We start from the raw sequence: 16,170 nt of genomic DNA, 5'->3' as shown, positions 1-16,170 counted from the left end.
TAAGAAAGGATTGACCTGTATACCTATTTTGGGTTATAGGTTTTTTAATGGTGAATAAATGCTAGAAACGCAAGCAGAAGCTTAGCGTTATTTTTATTGTCTGAATTAGCAGGGAATCCTTTCCTTTTGTCGAATGAGAAATAGATGAAAGAGAGGGTAATAAATGGTTAAATATATAAAAAAAATGTTAGCTTCGTTAAAAGTAGTAGCATATGGTGGATTAGCTATTATGATTTATGGAAATTTAATTGGGCCAGAAGGAGTAGCCGAAATCTTAAAAGTCGAAAATCCAAGCAAAAAGGGATTGGATACTGTAGGAGGAGTTCTGATTCCAAAATATGTTTTGTATTGGACATTCGGAACTGTCATTTTAGAGGTATTAGATAATATATTCAGTTTGTTTGAGAGTGAGGAATCTAAATTTAAATATCTCACTCGAGAAGAGTTTAATAATAAACAACTCGACAAAAGAAAACAAAGAATTTATGAACTCAAAGAAGAAAATAAAAAAATAAATAGTTAAAATCGCCTTCCACAGATGATTGTGGAGGGCTTTTATTATGCAAGAATAAAGGAGTGTACAGTATGGGAGGTTTAAATTTGGAGTATTTAGAAGTAGCGCATTTATATTTATTTGGTGGAGTGAAATTTTTACACCTATTGCTTTTGTTAATGGGATTAGATATTTTAACTGGAATCGTTAAAGCAATTAAAAATGGTAATCTGTGGAGTCGTAAATCATTATTCGGTTACGCTCGTAAGTTACTAGTTTTAATAGTTGTTATCACAGCGAACATAATCGATCAAGTACTGTCGTTAAATGGGACACTTACATTTGCGACAGTGCTTTTTTATATCGCAAATGAGGCTTTATCCATTGTAGAAAACATGGCTCAACTGGGTGTATTAGTTCCTCAACAGTTAGCTGAAAAGTTAAAGGTTATCGAGACTCAGTCGGAAGAACGATTTACAAATGAAATACTAACTGAACTAACAGGAAAAAACGTTGATAAAGAATTGAAGGATAAAAAGGATGGTGCGCAATAATGGTAGTTATTCGTAAAAAATTAGTCACTGATTCACAAGCAAACAAAGTCACTTATGGTAAAGGAAATGCTAAAAAATTTATTGTTGTACATGAGACGGATAATACGCGTTCAGGTGCTGATGCTGATGCTCACGCACGGTTACAATACAACGGTAATAGCCGTGATGCATCTTGGCATTTTACTGTAGACGACAAAGAAGCTGTACAATCTTTTGAACATACTTGGAGATGTTGGGCCGCAGGAAGCACGACAGGCAATAACCAAGGGATACAGGTAGAGGTTTGCGTTAATAGTGATGGTAACTATCGAAAAGCAATGCAAAATGCTGCAGAGTTAGTTGCTAAACTTATGAGGGATGAAGGTATTCCGATTAGTAATATAGTTCAGCACAATCATTTCAGTGGTAAGAATTGTCCTAGTCAGATGCGTGCCGGGAAAGTTAGTTGGACACAATTTATTACAATGATTAAGGCAACAAGTGGCAATACAACACAACAGAAGCCTTCCACAGATATTGATAGATATCGTGTCTTAACAGGCACATACGCTACAAAACAAGCAGCTGAAAATGTACTTGATGTATTAAAACATCGTTTCGGTTGGGTTGCGTACATCGAGCAAGATGGTGCTAAGTGGCGTGTTAAAACTGGAACGTTTACTGGAATGACTGCTGCACAAGGTGGAGCTAATAAAATTAAAACAGCTAAGTTAGCCCAGGTAACGAATATAGTAGCCGAATGATTTAAAGCCCAGGTACTCAATTAATTTTGAGCGCCTGGGCTTTTTTGTGTTTCCGTTAAAATGTCTTAAATCGATCGTTTATAAGCATTTACTGTCGAAGTATATTGGAATACTTTAGGATTGACTAGTCCCTCACGTAAATCCATCATCCCTAATTGTCCCATTCTATTCAGTAAAGGAATCAACCAACTGCCACTTGGAGCACCTTGTAACACTTTAATTTGATTAGATGATAGCTCTGAAACTTTACTAGGATCAATTGGTTCCTTTGCATTTTCTATCGTTTCTTGAAAAGCTTTTGTATCAACTTTATACATATTTTCCCCAACTTGTTCAGTGAAACCTTTATATCCGTAAGCTCCTCGAAGAATAAATAGTCTTATACTCATATCTTCCATAGAAACCATTTTAAATGCATCTCCCTTTAATGGATTCTTAAATTATAAATGTGGAATATTTAAAGTTCTTTCAAAGGTATTCCATGGGTAATTTTGTGAAGTAGATCTAAACTTATATAATGCAGAAGTTCCACTTGAGATTTTTAAGTCTGAATTAAAAGTTACTGTATGATAAAACCCATCTATAATTCTGTCATTATTAAAATCTAAGGAAGCAACATTAATTTTATAATCACGATTTTGGTAAGTAATACGCTCATCATCTAACCATTGATTGTCATTTCCATATCCAACTTCCATCACTCCAATGGCAACAGTGCCTGAAACTTCATGGGAAGTTTGCTGCAAACCAATATCCTCAGTTTTTTCATTGCTTGTTCCAACTTGAGATGCTATTTGATCAATATAGAGAGCTGTTAATGGTGGTGCTGGCCCCCTTAAAACTGGACTATTAATTTTAGTAGCCTCATCTGAAGTTACCTGTGTAATAGTCCAATCAGGGTGTTTTGTTTTTAGATTTTCAATTAATGGATCTACTTCAATCGTATCTTTTTCTATTTCTGAAGCTTCAGCTGTATTTAGTCCCAACAACCCACTTGTTAAAATTCCAACAGCTAGTAAATATTTTTTCATATGTACATCTCCCTTTTGATTTTTTTGTGTTACAAGGGTATTATCGGTTCAAATGTAAATATGTTAATAGATTTCCTTAATTTGTATTAATTAATAAATTTAACATTTCACTGTTCTATTAAATGGTAGTATTTAAGTTGGAAAACATGAAACTATATTTGATGAAACACAGGTTGTAGAATTACTTTTAAATCATAAAAAAAATAACCAGGCGCTCAATTGAAAGTGAGTACCTGGTCATTTTGCGTTTAATATTCTCTTACTTCAAATGAAGCAATTTTATCATGAACAATATATTCCGTTACTTTTTTATAAGGTGAAATTGTTTTTGAAAATTTGAATGTCGAAGTACCTTGTGCATTGTCAAACCAATTTAAGTAATTGGTTAAAACTGTATTTGTAACATCATATTCTTTTGTTATGCCGTTTACTAATGTGATACTTAGAATAGCATTTGAAAATTCATTGTTTGGTTTCTTAACAATCACTGTACTTGTAGCTGAAATATCTGTGTTTTCTATTGTTGCTGTAATAATTGCTTGACCTTCACGAATAGCTATTATATTTCCATCCTGATCTACAGTAGCAATTGATTCGTCACTAGATGACCAAATTACTTTTGCTGTATCTGGAGTAACTGTAGCCGTTAATTTATCTTGGCTGCCTTCTAAAAGTTCTAGTGTGTTTCTGTCCAATGTGATGGATTCGACATTAGGGACTTCGTTTTCAGCTAATAATTTTCCATCAACATCAATTGAATCTATTCCTAATAGTCCTTTTCCTAGATTTCTTATTTCAACATAATGTTTTCTATCTTTCAATCCAGTTTTTTCATAATTAACAATCTGATAAACAGCAGTAGCTGAATATGAACTATATGTTTCTTTTACACCATCAATATAAATCTCAATATTGTCTGACATTTGAGCTGAATTTACTGAATTAATTCTTAGCTTAGTTCCCGTAAAATTGAATTTTACTATAGCTCCAATTCCTGCAAAGTGGTCAGTCCTAGCATAGAAACTAGGGTGATTTTCTCTGACTGTCCAAGCAGTTCCTAGATATTGTATGTTTAAGTTACTATCATCGTATCTTTTCCAACCAATTTCAGGTTGTAAAAGCCTACTTCCAATTATTGCACTATTTTCAGGCGTATTATTTAAATTAGTTACTCCTTCTTCATAATCAATTACTTCTGCTGCCGATGCACTTTCAACATTAAAGCTAACTAGTACTAGCAGCATTAACGCTAAATAAATCAAACTTTTCTTGAAAAAATTTACCACTTATGTATCCTCCTTTAAATTAACAAGGCTATTATAAATAGCCTATAAAAACAACTTTAACCAATATGATACTTAGATACCATAATAAAAATCTTGTTTATTTAATAATAAAATAGCCACTCTAATGAGTGACTAGATTCCTAACAATTGCTTTTTCTTTGCGTCAAATTCTTCCTGAGTCAATATTCCATCATCTAATAGATCCTTCAATTCACGGATTTCATCGGCAACATCGTACATGTCTTTTTCCTGTTTAGCTGCAGGTGCAGACGCAGTTTTGGCCATTGTCTTTAAGTTCTCCATGCCTGATTTAATTTCAAGTGCAATATGCGCTGGCACATCGTCAATGATAGCTACGTTTCCAGTAGATACAATTTCAATTGTTGAGTAAACAAGCTTATTTGAAATGTTGATACTGCTAATTGAAGAAAAGGAATGCTCGTTTCATCGTTGGATACGATACCTTTGATTTCATGTAATAAGATACGTTGGTCAGTAACATAAAGCTGTTTTATGCCTTTTACAGATGCACATACAGCGAGTAGTGTTTCACCTTGTTCCGTTAATCTATCATCAAACATTTGAATCTGTTTTGCCATTGCTTTCTTCTTTCCAAAGCCTGCAAATTTTATTGTTTCTGCTATTGTATCCATGTCATGCACTCCTTACGAATTATGTAATTTTATTCTATAGAAAATCTTGCCAATAGTACATATAAAAAAACAGACAACCAATATTAGTTATCTGTTTTTCTAAACTGAATGATTTCTGAGATGTCTTCAATATTGAGTGCCTCTGCAATTTTTTCAAGTGCATTCTTATTAATTCTTATAGTTTTATCGTTCACTAATTCGCTAATAGTGCGAGGGTTTAAACCTGTTTCTTCCACCAGTCTTTTCTGGTCCCATCCTTTTTTCTTTAACAACTCACCTAAATTGGATTTTAATATTGTACTCATATTCCACCACCACAACAAAGTTTTGTTGTCTCAAGTATATAACATAATTTACTTAAAAGAAATTAAATGTTGACATTTTACTTAAACGAAATTATTATTTACTTAATAGAAATATTTACTTAAACGAAATTTTTTTGATCTATGATTTCTTTTAAGTAAATTGGAAGCGAGGTGAAAACGATGGCATTTGAATACTTATCAACTTATACGACATTTGATTCAATAGCAGATATGGACACAGCTGTAGAAAATCACATGGCAGCACACTACTATAATTTGACTGAATCAGAACGTTCCATCGTTTTCAAGCTTGCTAGTCATTCATTGGAATATCCAGGAGCATGTCATTTAAAAGCTGCAACTATTGCTACATCATTGGAGATCAGCGCAAAGACAGTTTATCGAGCTATTTCAAAATTAGAGTCACTGGGAATCATCAAGAAAGAAACGACTGTTAAAAGCAAAGGTGGTCAAGGAGCAAGCATCTATATCATTTTGCCTTACAATGTCTCACCGTCAATGTCCGAGCGTGAAAATCCTGAAAAGCCTTGTGAGAGTAAGGTTGAAGTACAACAATCTGAAAACCTATCTTTAAACTCTTTTAATCTTTTAAGTTCTAAACAAGCAAATAATATTATGAGTCTTGGTAATGAATTAGCTTTGCAAGCTGAAAAGAAAAAAGAATATATGAATGAGTACCAAGTGATGCTATTTGATTTCATGAATAGTTTGCCGTTAGCAGATAACTTAAAAGATGAATTACACAAGGTTGTATTAGCTACTCAGGTTCGAGACACATCAGACTTCATTAAAGCTAAGAACGTTCTATTCAAAATAGCCATGGATATTAAAGAAGGTGTACTGACAGTTACAAGCACATTAAGAGCCGTATTTGTAGGAGCTTATAGTAAGGCTGTAGAGCGATTAAATAACAAGTCGGATAAATCGTTATCTATAGAAGAAACTCCATCTAAAGAACGTCCTGTACCTTTCTATAATTGGTTAATAGAACGTGATGGCCTTCCACAATCAATTAATATGGTAAGCAATTAGGATTAAAATGATTAGGGTATTTTTAGTTAGAATGTATTTCTTGTTTATGTTCAATATGATAAATTTGGTATGCTATTATTATTTTCGAGGAGGAAATCATGCGAAAGTTACCTTTAGTTATTATTTTCTGTTTAATTTGCTCTTTAATTTTGCCACCTTCGACTTTAGGGGCATCTAAAGAATACGATCATGAAGCATTAATGGAGTACGACGGCTACGGTAAAGCCATGTATGAAACGTTGGTTGATGAAACATCTTTTACAACTGGCCAGTACACCGAAAATAAAGATTTTGTCAGTAAGTCAATTGATCAGATAAGAGACTATGCTAATTTTTGGTGGAACGAACAAAACTGGGAAAGTGAACCTTGGACATACGAACGATTCAAGGAAATGGTAGCAAAGCCTACTGGTTATTTGCTAACGGTCGGTGATTGGGTTGGAAAATTGTTTGGTGGTTATGGTGACAAGTATTATCCGCCAGAAGTGGAAAGTGGAGCTTATAACGAGTTTATCAAACCTAATGAAAAGTGTTTTACTTCTAGTCCTGTTTATTGTAATGAGTTTAGGGTTAACCCGGGCTATGAAATGACTATTGGTTCTAAACATTTTACTTATGATAATGGTTTTCTTTCTTTTTCTTGGGGTGGTACTAGTAATAGTGGTAGTACTCCATTTGTTGATGGCACTTTTAGAGTAGGTGGTAATGCGATTATCACAAATAAAATTTATGGTGGTGCTGCACTTACTATACTTAGTCTTGCTCAATCAGCTATTGGCGCTATGAAAGGTGAATTTGCTAATGCTGTATTATTCGCTAATTTATGGGGTACATCGGTAAGTTTTAAGAAAATAGGTACTGATACGCCTATTACGCCAAATACTAAACCGAATCCTTATGAAAAGTTTAGAAACCATGTATATGACAATATCAATAATGTAGCTACACCTGAACCAAGACCTTATCTGGTGTGTCCTAATGGCTCTAAGATACAAATGTCTGTGTCGGGTAGTACGTTCTTAAGTGCTGACGGTAAAGCCATGATTGTTAATAAAGACGGCACTGCAGAAGTTGACAGTGCTATTTGTAAACTAGGTTGGGACAAGCCAGTTGTTAAATATATCGATAATCGTGCAGCCATACAAACACCGGATGGACGATGGCAAGATGCTGAAACAGGAAAAGCTATTGATGAAAAAGAACCAGATCAAGAAAAAGAACCAAACAACCCAAGTTGTGACATATCAGACGAAGAGATGGATATTGATTCAGATTTGTGTGAGGGAATACCTTATTTCGGTAAAAAATTGGAGTACATTTTTGGGAATGCAACCGGAAACAAGCATAATATCGATCGTTCTATTGCTATGGAAAGGCAGTTAAATAGCATTGGGATTTTTGATGATGCTACAGGTAGAAAACTTGTGCTTGATAATTTATCAGATGCTTTCGATAATCCTTCTAGTATTCTAAAAACACAAGAAAATGGTAGGATAATAAGAGAATCATTGCTTTCAGGTCCTAATGGAGTATTAAAAGTTGAATCCGTATGGGATAGGGAAAGATTAATAACAGTTAAACTTTATGGAGGGAAATGATGAAAGTAATCAACAATTATAATCTCTATGAATTCGAGTCAAAATCAGAATTTGAAAAATATATTAATCAAATCATTCTACTCAATAATAATTGTGTAGATCAGAAGAAATTTTATGGAATAGGTGCTGATACAGTAGACTCTATTTTTATTGGTATTGTTGGTGGGCAACATGGAATTGAACCATCATTACAGAAAGTTGAAACAGAAAATAGTATTTTGATAAGTATTGATGAAAAAGTATATTGTGTAGGGTTAAAAAATTATGAAATGTTATGGATGAAGGAATTTGATTCTATTGTCTATGAAATTCTTAAAGCACCTGACTTTTCTCTTCTTATTTTATGTGAGTTAGGTGTTACATGTATTACTTATAGTGGAGAAAAGCTATGGGAGCATAATAGCGATGTAATTACAGATTATAGGTTAGAGAGTAATTCATTAAGATTGTCTACAGATGAAGAAGAGTATTATATTCTGTTGAAAAATGGTAGTGTTATTTGATAATAGAGACCACAAGAATAAGTAAAAGACCACTCCGTGATGGGTGGTCTTAAAGTTACTTATAATCAAAGACTATGTAAAATTACCTATTTTAAAATAAATCATTGAAGAAGTTGTAAAATTCCTTCTGGTTGTTTATTTGATTGAGCAAGCATTGATTGAGTAGCTTGTAATAAAATATTATTTTTTGTGAGTATCATCATACCTTTAGCTATATCAGTATCACGGATACGTGATTCAGCAGATTGTAGATTTTCAGATGTATTCATAACCGATTGATTGGCATGTTCGAGACGATTTTGATATGCACCATATTTACTTCGCTCTTTTGAAACTATGGCGATAGCTTTATCAATTATAGAAATTGCATCATTGGCACCTTTTTGAGTTGATAAATTAATATTATCAAGACCTAAAGCGGTAGTTCGAACATCAGAAAGCTCAATTTTTATACTTTGATTTGAATTAGCACCAATCTGCAAATTAATCTTTTTGGGCTCTTTATTAGAATTTAAAATAGCTTTTGAACGCAAAAAATGCCCTTGATATGTCGATGCGATATATTCATTATCTTCTTTATTATATTTAACATCCTTTATTGTTAGATTTTTATCTATACCTAAACTTTCCCATTTTATTCCGTCGTTAGAAATTAAAAAGTTTTCATTTCCAATTCCACCTATTAATATAGTATTTCCATTAGAAGCAATTGTATCAAATCGTATAGAGTCTAAAGGTGATTCTTTAACCCAATTTATTCCATCTATAGAAGAAACAATGGCACCGTATTCACCAACGGATATAAATCTTCCATTTATCCATTCAACATGTGTTAAGTTTTGAGTTGGTAGAGATTTTTGAGACGTCCAATTGATGCCGTCATTTGAAGTAGCGATACTACCGGAGTTACCAACCGAAACATAAATATTCCCGTTGTAAGCAATATCATTACCTGTTGCACCAGGTAAAGGAGAGGTAATCCAATTTAAACCATCTTTTGAAGATAAAATTAACCCCATGTCAGTTCCGACTAAATATTTTTCTCCATCCCAAATACCTCCAAGTAATTGAGCATGTTTAATTATGCCTAAATCATCATTAGATACAGTTTGTTTAGTCCAATTAATCCCATCATCGGTAAGATAAATATTACCGCGATTACCTATTGCAACTAGTTGATTACCATTTGAAATTACTTCTAAAAAATCAAATGAAGGATCTATTGTATTGATATCCCAAGTAATTCCATCCGTGGATGAAAGAATAGTACCATATTGACCTACACCTATGTATTTATCAGAAATTTTATTGACTGATGTAATAGATGAAGTACTCCCTGTATCAATAATCTCCCATTCGTACCCTGCCTCTTTGGATATTTGGTAGTTATCCATTTTATTATTTAGTAACTTAATATTGTTAAATTCAGTATTATTTGCGATTTCGTTAATTCCATTTTTTATTTCTTTAACTTCATATTGAATAAGAGTCCTATCTCCATCAGTCAAAGTATCATTAGCTGCTTGGATAGCTAATTCTCTTAATCTAAGTAAGGTAGGATCTTGAATACTACCTAATCCACTTTCAGCTGTTTGTATTAATGAAATACCATCCTGAACGTTTTTTCCTGCCATATTTAAACCACGAATTTGCCCACGCATTTTTTCGGAAATTGCTAAGCCGGCAGCATCATCACCAGCACGATTTATTTTATATCCAGAAGATAGCTTTTCTAATACACTATCAGCCTTTTTCTTATTTTGGGTTAGTCTATTATTTATATTTAAAGAGGGAATGTTATGCTTTACTATCACAAATGTTTTACTCCTTTTAAATTAAACTACTATGAAGTTTGAATTTTTTTATTTTAAGATAATATTACCATTTTAATTTTGTTTTTGTAAATATTGATAATTAAATCCATTTATAAATAAAGACCACACCGTGATGGGTGGTCTTTTTGCTATTATATAACGTCTAATTTTCTCATGGTTTTATACCCATATTTATAAGTATATATTGTGTAGGAAGGGGGTGACGCTCATGGCAAAAGTCAATTTCGTAGGTGCTACATTGCGTTTAAAGTATGTCGCTGGACACAATGCACAAAACGAGCCCATGTTCACAACAAAAACGTATCGAAATTTATCCGGTTCGCATACGGCAGAAGATAGACAGCATTGTAAAACAAGAAACAACAGATTTATCCTAAGGAGGGAAAGCTATGACACAAGTTTTAGAGCTGCAATTTGAAACAGCGGCAGGGAAAACGGCAACATTTGCGATTGATGCACCGAAGCAAAAGGTAACAGCGGAAGAAATTCAAAAGGTAATGCAAACAATCATCGCTAAAAACGTTTTTGATGGACAAGCTGGTACTCTGGTTGCGATGAGCGGGGCTCGCATCATTGATCGACAAGTAACAGAATTTGAATTAGGGATCAAATAGTCACAAAAAGGTCTTTGCAGAATGTACTGCAAGGACCTTTTTCAACAATGGCAGTTTTAACAATCTAGCTGTAAAGGAGGGGCCAACATGGAACAGTGGTTAAACATGATATCGGATATCATCGGTTTTCCTATCTTAGTGTCGTTTTATTTACTGCACCGAGTAGAAGTGAAATTAGATGCAATTCATGATGCACTTGTTTCCTTAAAGTGAAATCGATTTCACAAAGATGTACGAAAGCTGTCACTTGAGTGTCCTTGTCAATATTTACATCGTACGATAGGATGAGGATAGTGTAAGTAGGGAGCGTGTTAAAGATGAGAAATAAAATAATTGGACTTGTTCTACTTTTTGCATTAGCAGCTGTGCTTAGTGCGTGTGGAAATTCGAAGTTTAAAGCAGATTATAGCTTGGAATTACCAGATTTTGAACATGTCAATCAACGCGGAGAAAAAGTTTCTTTAGAGAGTTTAAAAGGCAAACCATGGATTGGTATGTATATTTTTACAAATTGCACCTCAATTTGTCCACCAATGTCTTTTAATATGACGCAAGTTCAAGAGAAGCTGAAGAAAAAAGGTGTGGAAGATTATAATATTGTTGCGTTTTCAGTTGATCCTGACGTGGATAAACCAGTAGTATTAGCTGATTATTTGAAAAAATATAATGTTCCAGATCAATCGAAATGGAATCTACTTACTGGTTATTCACAAAAATATATCGAGCAGTTCGCTGTAAAATCAACAAAAATAATCGTCAGAAATGATCCTAACAGCGACCAAGTCGTCCATGGGAATCAATTTTTTTTAGTTGATAAAGATGGTGTAATCGTAAAAATGTATTCAGGATATGCAGAGAATGCAGAAGATGTCCCTATTGACACGATTGCGTCAGATATAGAAACATATATTGATGAAAATTTATAATAGATAGAAGGAAACCGTCTCAATTAATGAAGAGACGGTTTTTTTTGTTGAAATTTAATCTTTTATAACTGTAGCCTCGTTTATAGTGTAGAAGGAGGGAAAGATTTTGTCTGATACAGAATATTTAGAGCAATTAATGGAGCTACATACAGAACATTTATTTCGAATCGCTTACTACTATACGAAAGATCTACAAATAGCTGAGGATATTGTTCAAGATGTGTTTATTAAATTCTATCATCATCAGAAGTATTATGAAGAAAGGGGAGAGATGAGGGCTTACTTAGCACGCATGACCATTAATAAATGTAAGGATTATTTAAAAAGCTGGGTATATCGGAAAATTTCAGTTCAGCACAAGCTTTTCCCTAAGCAAAGATCAGTTCTAAAAGATACGCTAATTCAACAAGATGAACAAACGATTTTAGATGAAGCGATCTTGAAATTACCGTTAAAGCAACGAGAACCAATTGTATATTTTTATTTAGAAAATATGACGATTAAAGAAATTGCTAAACTACTCGAAATCCCTGAAGGTACGGTCAAATCACGTTTGAAAAAAGGGAAGGAATTATTAAAAATTGATCTTCAGGATATCGAATGGGAGGTACTTTTAAATGGATAAGCATACATTAAGAGAGTTGAAGGATATATCGGTACATAAAGAGGAAATTATCCGAAACGTAAAAATAAAAATTAATGAAGAACATCCACCGCAAAAGAGGCATTGGTCCTACAGTGTTGTCACAATGACTATTACGTGTTCCATTTTATTGTTTGTCGCCTTGCAGCTAACAAAATATGGTAATTTACAAATGACAACTGATACTTCGCAACTAGAAGGGAAGGGAGTTTCTAAACAATTAACAGATCTATTTAACACCGAGGTCAAAGGAACTGTGGTAACCTATAGTCAGTATTTTCAAATAGCTGATCGTCTCAATGACCGTAAAAACCCCAAATTTTACGAGCCTGTGAAAGGTTTTGAAGCAATGCGAGAAGTAGCAACGGTAATGGGAAATAACGTTCATCCGATCGATCCTAAGAAACTACCTTTTAAGGCCAATATACAGGAGGTTTATGCTGTAACTTCAGAAATGACTAATGGCCGCTTGCAAAATCAAATGCAATTTACTTATTTACAAAAAGCATTAAATGGTGAAGATCAACAATTTGCTATTTTTACAGTCACAAATGTAGATAGTAATCCATTAGTAAACTATGATATTACACATGATATTAGTGATTTTTTAGGCAATACTATTAAGAATGAGGGTTTGATCGGAGAAAATCCATTATTTCATCAAATCGCTACACCTGATAATGGTAGATTGTCTTATTTTTACTATGACTTTGATATAAAAAATAAGAAGGTTCGTCTAACTAGTACCTTAGCAAATGAGCTTTACACTTATTATAACGGTTATGTTTTCCACATTGGATATCAAATAGAACATGCTGATCAAGAAGATATGCAAAAGAAAATGATTGAGCTTGTAAAAGAATTCATATTGGGTAACGATTAGCAAAACTATAAAAGTAAGATGATATAACTCTTCACAATTTTATTAGACTATTTTTATATAGTAAAACCTAAATTTAGGAAGAGTAAATGTTTTCAGTGGCCAATTACGCCAGGGGAAATTGAAATAAAATAATCGAATGATGGGGGCGTTCATGAATGAGTATTGGGCAGACTTATTTAAATGTAGTTCAAAAAAGATTTAAAAGTTTGAAAGAACAAGGCGATAAAACACTCTCACAATTGGATCATGAACAACTACAATGGGCTTTTAACGCAGAATCCAATAGCATTGCCGTTATCGTAAAACACGTTAGTGGTAATATGATATCGAGATGGATTGACTTTCTAACGACAGATGGTGAGAAAGTAACTAGAAATCGTGATGATGAATTTACCGATAGCCTTCAGTCAAAAGAAGAGGTTATGACTGTATGGGAAAAGGGCTGGCAAGTATTTTTAGATGCTTTACAAGGATTAACGGAAGCTGATTTACAAGGGTTTGTAACGATAAGAGGAGAACAGCATTCCGTGATAGATGCTATCGAAAGACAGATGTCTCACTACTCACAACATGTCGGTCAAATCGTTTACATCGCTAAGCAACTAAAGGGCACTGAGTGGCAAACATTAAGTATTCCAAAGGGACAATCTCAGGCTTTTACAGAGTCTATGGTAAAAAAACATCAACAATAGAAATGGGGCCGTCTCACTAGTGTGAGATGGCTTTTTTGATGGAGTGTACATAAAAAAGCATTTAAAAATCTCGAAACTTTATTATATTCAGAAAATAAAATTGACGTGTGTCTTTGAAGCGTGTTATGTTTATTACTAAATTTAATAATTACCATTACAAGTTTTAGGTGAAAAATAATTTTTCACTCAATTAAAAGGAAAATGGGTGTAAATCCCATGCTGTCCCGCAGCTGTAAATGAGGAGTTTTGTTTCAAAAAATACCACTAAGTAAGTACTTGGGAAGGTGAAGCAAAATGAAGATTCATAAGCCAGAATGCCTGCTTGTAATAAGATTCATTGTAGAGCTACGAAAGATAGGGAGATGGATGGAAGGCTTTTAATGATGAGTTTTTCTATCCTTATTCATATTTGAATAAGGATTTTTTTATGCCTTTTTCTAAACTTAGTAGTTTACATCAAAGTGAGGTGCGAATAAAGAGAGAGCATAGTTTTATGTATTTAATACAAAAACAACTTTGAAACCTCGTAGTTTTTGTTATACGAAATTAGCAAGACAAATTGTTTGGTTAGCGGCGGAATTTCGGGTTTTAGCGGCATTCTTTGCTTGGTTAGCGGCGCAATTCACACTTTTAGCGGCGTTCCCCGAATGCTATGAGTTTTAAATTAGAAGTATAATAATTCAATCTTTCTAGCACCAATAAATAGACAGGAGCAAAATTAATGTTATTCAAAAAGAATTTATTGCCTTTCATTCTATTACTGATGTTAACCATTTTAGCAGGGTGTTCAAGCTCGAATGAAGGTAATGGAAGTACAACAAAAGATAACGAAGGAAAAATGATAACAATTGGCTGGCCGCTAGATATAGGGCCTTTAAATCCGCATACTTATTTACCAAACCAAATGACTGCGCAAGCAATGGTGTATGAATCATTGGTAGAGTATAACGATGACGGGACAATATCCCCGAAATTAGCAGAGAGATGGGAAATCTCTGACGATAAAAAAGCTTACATATTTCATCTTAGACAAGATGTAAAATACTCTGATGGGACAGCCTTTAATGCAGATAATGTTATTCGTAATTTTAATGCAGTTTTAGCAGATCGTGATACACACTCCTGGATGGGGATGGTGAATCATATTGTAGATGTTGTGAAAGAAGATGATTATACAATTCGTTTACAGTTAGATGCACCCTACTACCCCGTATTAAACGAATTGGCGTTTGTTCGACCATTTCGCTTCTTAGGGGATAACGGATTCCCTGAGGGAGATGCAACAAATAAAGGTATTAAAGCTCCGATTGGAACAGGTCCATGGGTATTAACGGAATACAAAAAAGATCAATATGCAATTTTTAGCCGCAACGAACATTATTGGGGTGAAAAGCCATTGGTAGACAAAGTAAAAGTGAAAATTATTCCTGATTCAGAATCTATGTCGCTGGCATTTGAAAATGAAGAATTAGACTTAATTTATGGTCGTGGCATCATTAGCTTAGATAACTACACTTTCTTAAAAGATAGTGGTAAATACAAAACTGCTACATCTGAACCTTTATCTACACGTGCATTACTGTTTAACACACAATCTGGACCATTAGCAGAATTAAAAGTACGTCAGGCTATTCAATACGCTATTAATAAAGAACAAATGGTTGAGAGTATTACCCATGGTACAGAAAAAGTTGCTAATACACTGTTTTGGGATGCTATTCCATATGCCAACATTGATTTAAAACCAATCCTATTCAATCCAGAAAAAGCCAAGCAGTTATTAGATGAAGCAGGTTGGACATTACAAAAAGGTGATAAAATCCGTTCCAAAAATGGGCAACCTCTTAAATTAGATTTAATCTATATTGCAACGGATGCTATCCAAAAACCCATGGCAGAATTAATGCAAGGGGAATTAGCAAAAATAGGCGTCCAATTAAACCTTGAAGGCGCTGATGTTATGGTAGGGCTCCAAAAATTGATGGATAATCAAGTAGATATTAATTTCTGGCGTACAAACGGTCCGCCAACAGACCCACACAGCTTCGCAAACGAATCAGCAACGCCGAATGCAAATGGCGTTTATGAAGCGAAATTGGGCCTAGATAATGCAGCACAAATTGATGACAAAATACATCAATTATTAATTGGTACTGATGAAGCGGAACGTGTGCAATTGTATAAAGATATTTTAACAATGTTCCATGACCAAGCATTATTCTATCCAATTTCATATGAAACGAATAACGTTATATACCATAAAAATATGAAAGATTTTAACCCTCGTGCATCCGAATATGATATCCCTTATGCTCAAATGGATTTAAAGTAAGAGCATGTAAAGAGAGTGGGTCTACC

General features: G+C 33.8%; 21 protein-coding genes and 1 riboswitch. Of the genes, 14 read left to right on the top strand and 7 right to left on the bottom strand.

Annotated features, from left to right (window positions below):
- Positions 1-163: 163 nt before the first annotated feature.
- The 3 genes from ABH968_RS14440 to ABH968_RS14430 all read left to right on the top strand — a co-directional run bounded on the left by ABH968_RS14440 (position 164) and on the right by ABH968_RS14430 (position 1,790).
- A complete protein-coding gene (locus ABH968_RS14440; protein WP_370044969.1) occupies positions 164-523 on the top strand; it encodes a hypothetical protein in 360 nt (119 codons plus the stop codon).
- Between the two features lie 62 nt (positions 524-585).
- Positions 586-1,047, top strand: a complete 462-nt coding sequence (locus ABH968_RS14435; protein WP_370044967.1) for a phage holin family protein — start codon at positions 586-588, stop codon at positions 1,045-1,047.
- The gene (locus ABH968_RS14430) at positions 1,047-1,790 is read left to right on the top strand and encodes a peptidoglycan recognition protein family protein (protein WP_370044966.1); all 744 of its coding nucleotides are present in this window, start codon (positions 1,047-1,049) and stop codon (positions 1,788-1,790) included. The genes ABH968_RS14435 and ABH968_RS14430 overlap by 1 nt, the downstream gene beginning before the upstream one ends.
- 65 nt (positions 1,791-1,855) lie before the next feature.
- Here ABH968_RS14430 and ABH968_RS14425 read toward each other — a convergent pair whose 3' ends face one another.
- The 6 genes from ABH968_RS14425 to ABH968_RS14400 form a co-directional block, all read right to left on the bottom strand.
- Positions 1,856-2,197: a hypothetical protein gene (locus ABH968_RS14425; RefSeq protein WP_370044964.1), complete on the bottom strand. Its 342-nt coding sequence runs from the start codon at positions 2,195-2,197 to the stop codon at positions 1,856-1,858.
- A 33-nt stretch (positions 2,198-2,230) separates the two neighbouring features.
- On the bottom strand, positions 2,231-2,821 hold the full coding sequence (locus ABH968_RS14420) for a DUF4879 domain-containing protein (RefSeq protein ID WP_370044963.1): 591 nt from the start codon (positions 2,819-2,821) through the stop codon (positions 2,231-2,233).
- A gap of 248 nt (positions 2,822-3,069) precedes the next feature.
- A complete protein-coding gene (locus tag ABH968_RS14415) occupies positions 3,070-4,107 on the bottom strand; it encodes an Ig-like domain-containing protein (protein ID WP_370044961.1) in 1,038 nt (345 codons plus the stop codon).
- Between the two features lie 132 nt (positions 4,108-4,239).
- Positions 4,240-4,392 carry an SHOCT domain-containing protein gene (locus ABH968_RS14410; RefSeq protein WP_370044959.1) on the bottom strand — a complete coding sequence of 51 codons (153 nt, stop codon included), beginning with the start codon at positions 4,390-4,392 and terminating at the stop codon, positions 4,240-4,242.
- A gap of 68 nt (positions 4,393-4,460) precedes the next feature.
- Positions 4,461-4,760, bottom strand: a complete 300-nt coding sequence (locus ABH968_RS14405) for a hypothetical protein (protein WP_370044957.1) — start codon at positions 4,758-4,760, stop codon at positions 4,461-4,463.
- An 83-nt stretch (positions 4,761-4,843) separates the two neighbouring features.
- Positions 4,844-5,065, bottom strand: a complete 222-nt coding sequence (locus tag ABH968_RS14400) for a helix-turn-helix domain-containing protein (RefSeq protein WP_370044955.1) — start codon at positions 5,063-5,065, stop codon at positions 4,844-4,846.
- A gap of 180 nt (positions 5,066-5,245) precedes the next feature.
- Here ABH968_RS14400 and ABH968_RS14395 point away from each other — a divergent pair, with 180 nt between their 5' ends.
- The 3 genes from ABH968_RS14395 to ABH968_RS14385 all read left to right on the top strand — a co-directional run bounded on the left by ABH968_RS14395 (position 5,246) and on the right by ABH968_RS14385 (position 8,219).
- The gene (locus tag ABH968_RS14395) at positions 5,246-6,118 is read left to right on the top strand and encodes a helix-turn-helix domain-containing protein (protein ID WP_370044953.1); all 873 of its coding nucleotides are present in this window, start codon (positions 5,246-5,248) and stop codon (positions 6,116-6,118) included.
- A 98-nt stretch (positions 6,119-6,216) separates the two neighbouring features.
- Positions 6,217-7,716 carry a hypothetical protein gene (locus ABH968_RS14390; protein WP_370044951.1) on the top strand — a complete coding sequence of 500 codons (1,500 nt, stop codon included), beginning with the start codon at positions 6,217-6,219 and terminating at the stop codon, positions 7,714-7,716.
- The gene (locus tag ABH968_RS14385) at positions 7,716-8,219 is read left to right on the top strand and encodes a hypothetical protein (RefSeq protein ID WP_370044950.1); all 504 of its coding nucleotides are present in this window, start codon (positions 7,716-7,718) and stop codon (positions 8,217-8,219) included. Before ABH968_RS14390 ends, ABH968_RS14385 begins: the two co-directional genes overlap by 1 nt.
- Before the next feature lie 101 nt (positions 8,220-8,320).
- Here the strand turns inward: ABH968_RS14385 and ABH968_RS14380 are convergent, their stop codons facing one another.
- A complete protein-coding gene (locus tag ABH968_RS14380; RefSeq protein ID WP_370044948.1) occupies positions 8,321-10,033 on the bottom strand; it encodes a flagellin N-terminal helical domain-containing protein in 1,713 nt (570 codons plus the stop codon).
- Positions 10,034-10,262: 229 nt separating this feature from the next.
- On the opposite strand from ABH968_RS14380, the gene ABH968_RS14375 reads away from it, so the two are divergent.
- The 8 genes from ABH968_RS14375 (at position 10,263) to nikA (ending at position 16,144) form a co-directional block, all read left to right on the top strand.
- A complete protein-coding gene (locus ABH968_RS14375; RefSeq protein WP_370044946.1) occupies positions 10,263-10,472 on the top strand; it encodes a DUF1659 domain-containing protein in 210 nt (69 codons plus the stop codon).
- Positions 10,444-10,668, top strand: a complete 225-nt coding sequence (locus tag ABH968_RS14370; protein WP_370044944.1) for a DUF2922 domain-containing protein — start codon at positions 10,444-10,446, stop codon at positions 10,666-10,668. Before ABH968_RS14375 ends, ABH968_RS14370 begins: the two co-directional genes overlap by 29 nt.
- An 87-nt stretch (positions 10,669-10,755) precedes the next feature.
- Entirely contained in the window at positions 10,756-10,881 is a 126-nt protein-coding gene (locus ABH968_RS14365) for a YvrJ family protein (RefSeq protein ID WP_370044942.1), read from the top strand.
- Between the two features lie 104 nt (positions 10,882-10,985).
- Positions 10,986-11,594 carry an SCO family protein gene (locus ABH968_RS14360; RefSeq protein ID WP_370044940.1) on the top strand — a complete coding sequence of 203 codons (609 nt, stop codon included), beginning with the start codon at positions 10,986-10,988 and terminating at the stop codon, positions 11,592-11,594.
- 106 nt (positions 11,595-11,700) lie between these two features.
- Entirely contained in the window at positions 11,701-12,219 is a 519-nt protein-coding gene (locus ABH968_RS14355; protein WP_370044938.1) for an RNA polymerase sigma factor, read from the top strand.
- Complete coding sequence (locus ABH968_RS14350; protein ID WP_370044937.1) at positions 12,212-13,120, top strand: hypothetical protein; 909 nt, start codon at positions 12,212-12,214, stop codon at positions 13,118-13,120. The genes ABH968_RS14355 and ABH968_RS14350 overlap by 8 nt, the downstream gene beginning before the upstream one ends.
- Positions 13,121-13,275: 155 nt before the next feature.
- Complete coding sequence (locus tag ABH968_RS14345; protein WP_370044935.1) at positions 13,276-13,812, top strand: DUF1572 family protein; 537 nt, start codon at positions 13,276-13,278, stop codon at positions 13,810-13,812.
- A gap of 141 nt (positions 13,813-13,953) precedes the next feature.
- A riboswitch (cobalamin riboswitch) is annotated at positions 13,954-14,152 on the top strand.
- A 381-nt stretch (positions 14,153-14,533) separates the two neighbouring features.
- Positions 14,534-16,144 carry a nickel ABC transporter substrate-binding protein gene (gene nikA, locus ABH968_RS14340; protein WP_370044934.1) on the top strand — a complete coding sequence of 537 codons (1,611 nt, stop codon included), beginning with the start codon at positions 14,534-14,536 and terminating at the stop codon, positions 16,142-16,144.
- Positions 16,145-16,170 lie beyond the last annotated feature (26 nt).

It is taken from the genome of Lysinibacillus sp. RC79 (assembly GCF_041262405.1).
Taxonomy (GTDB): domain Bacteria; phylum Bacillota; class Bacilli; order Bacillales_A; family Planococcaceae; genus Lysinibacillus.
Note: the sequence above shows the minus strand (reverse complement) of the source record. Positions and strands in the feature narration are given on the sequence as shown.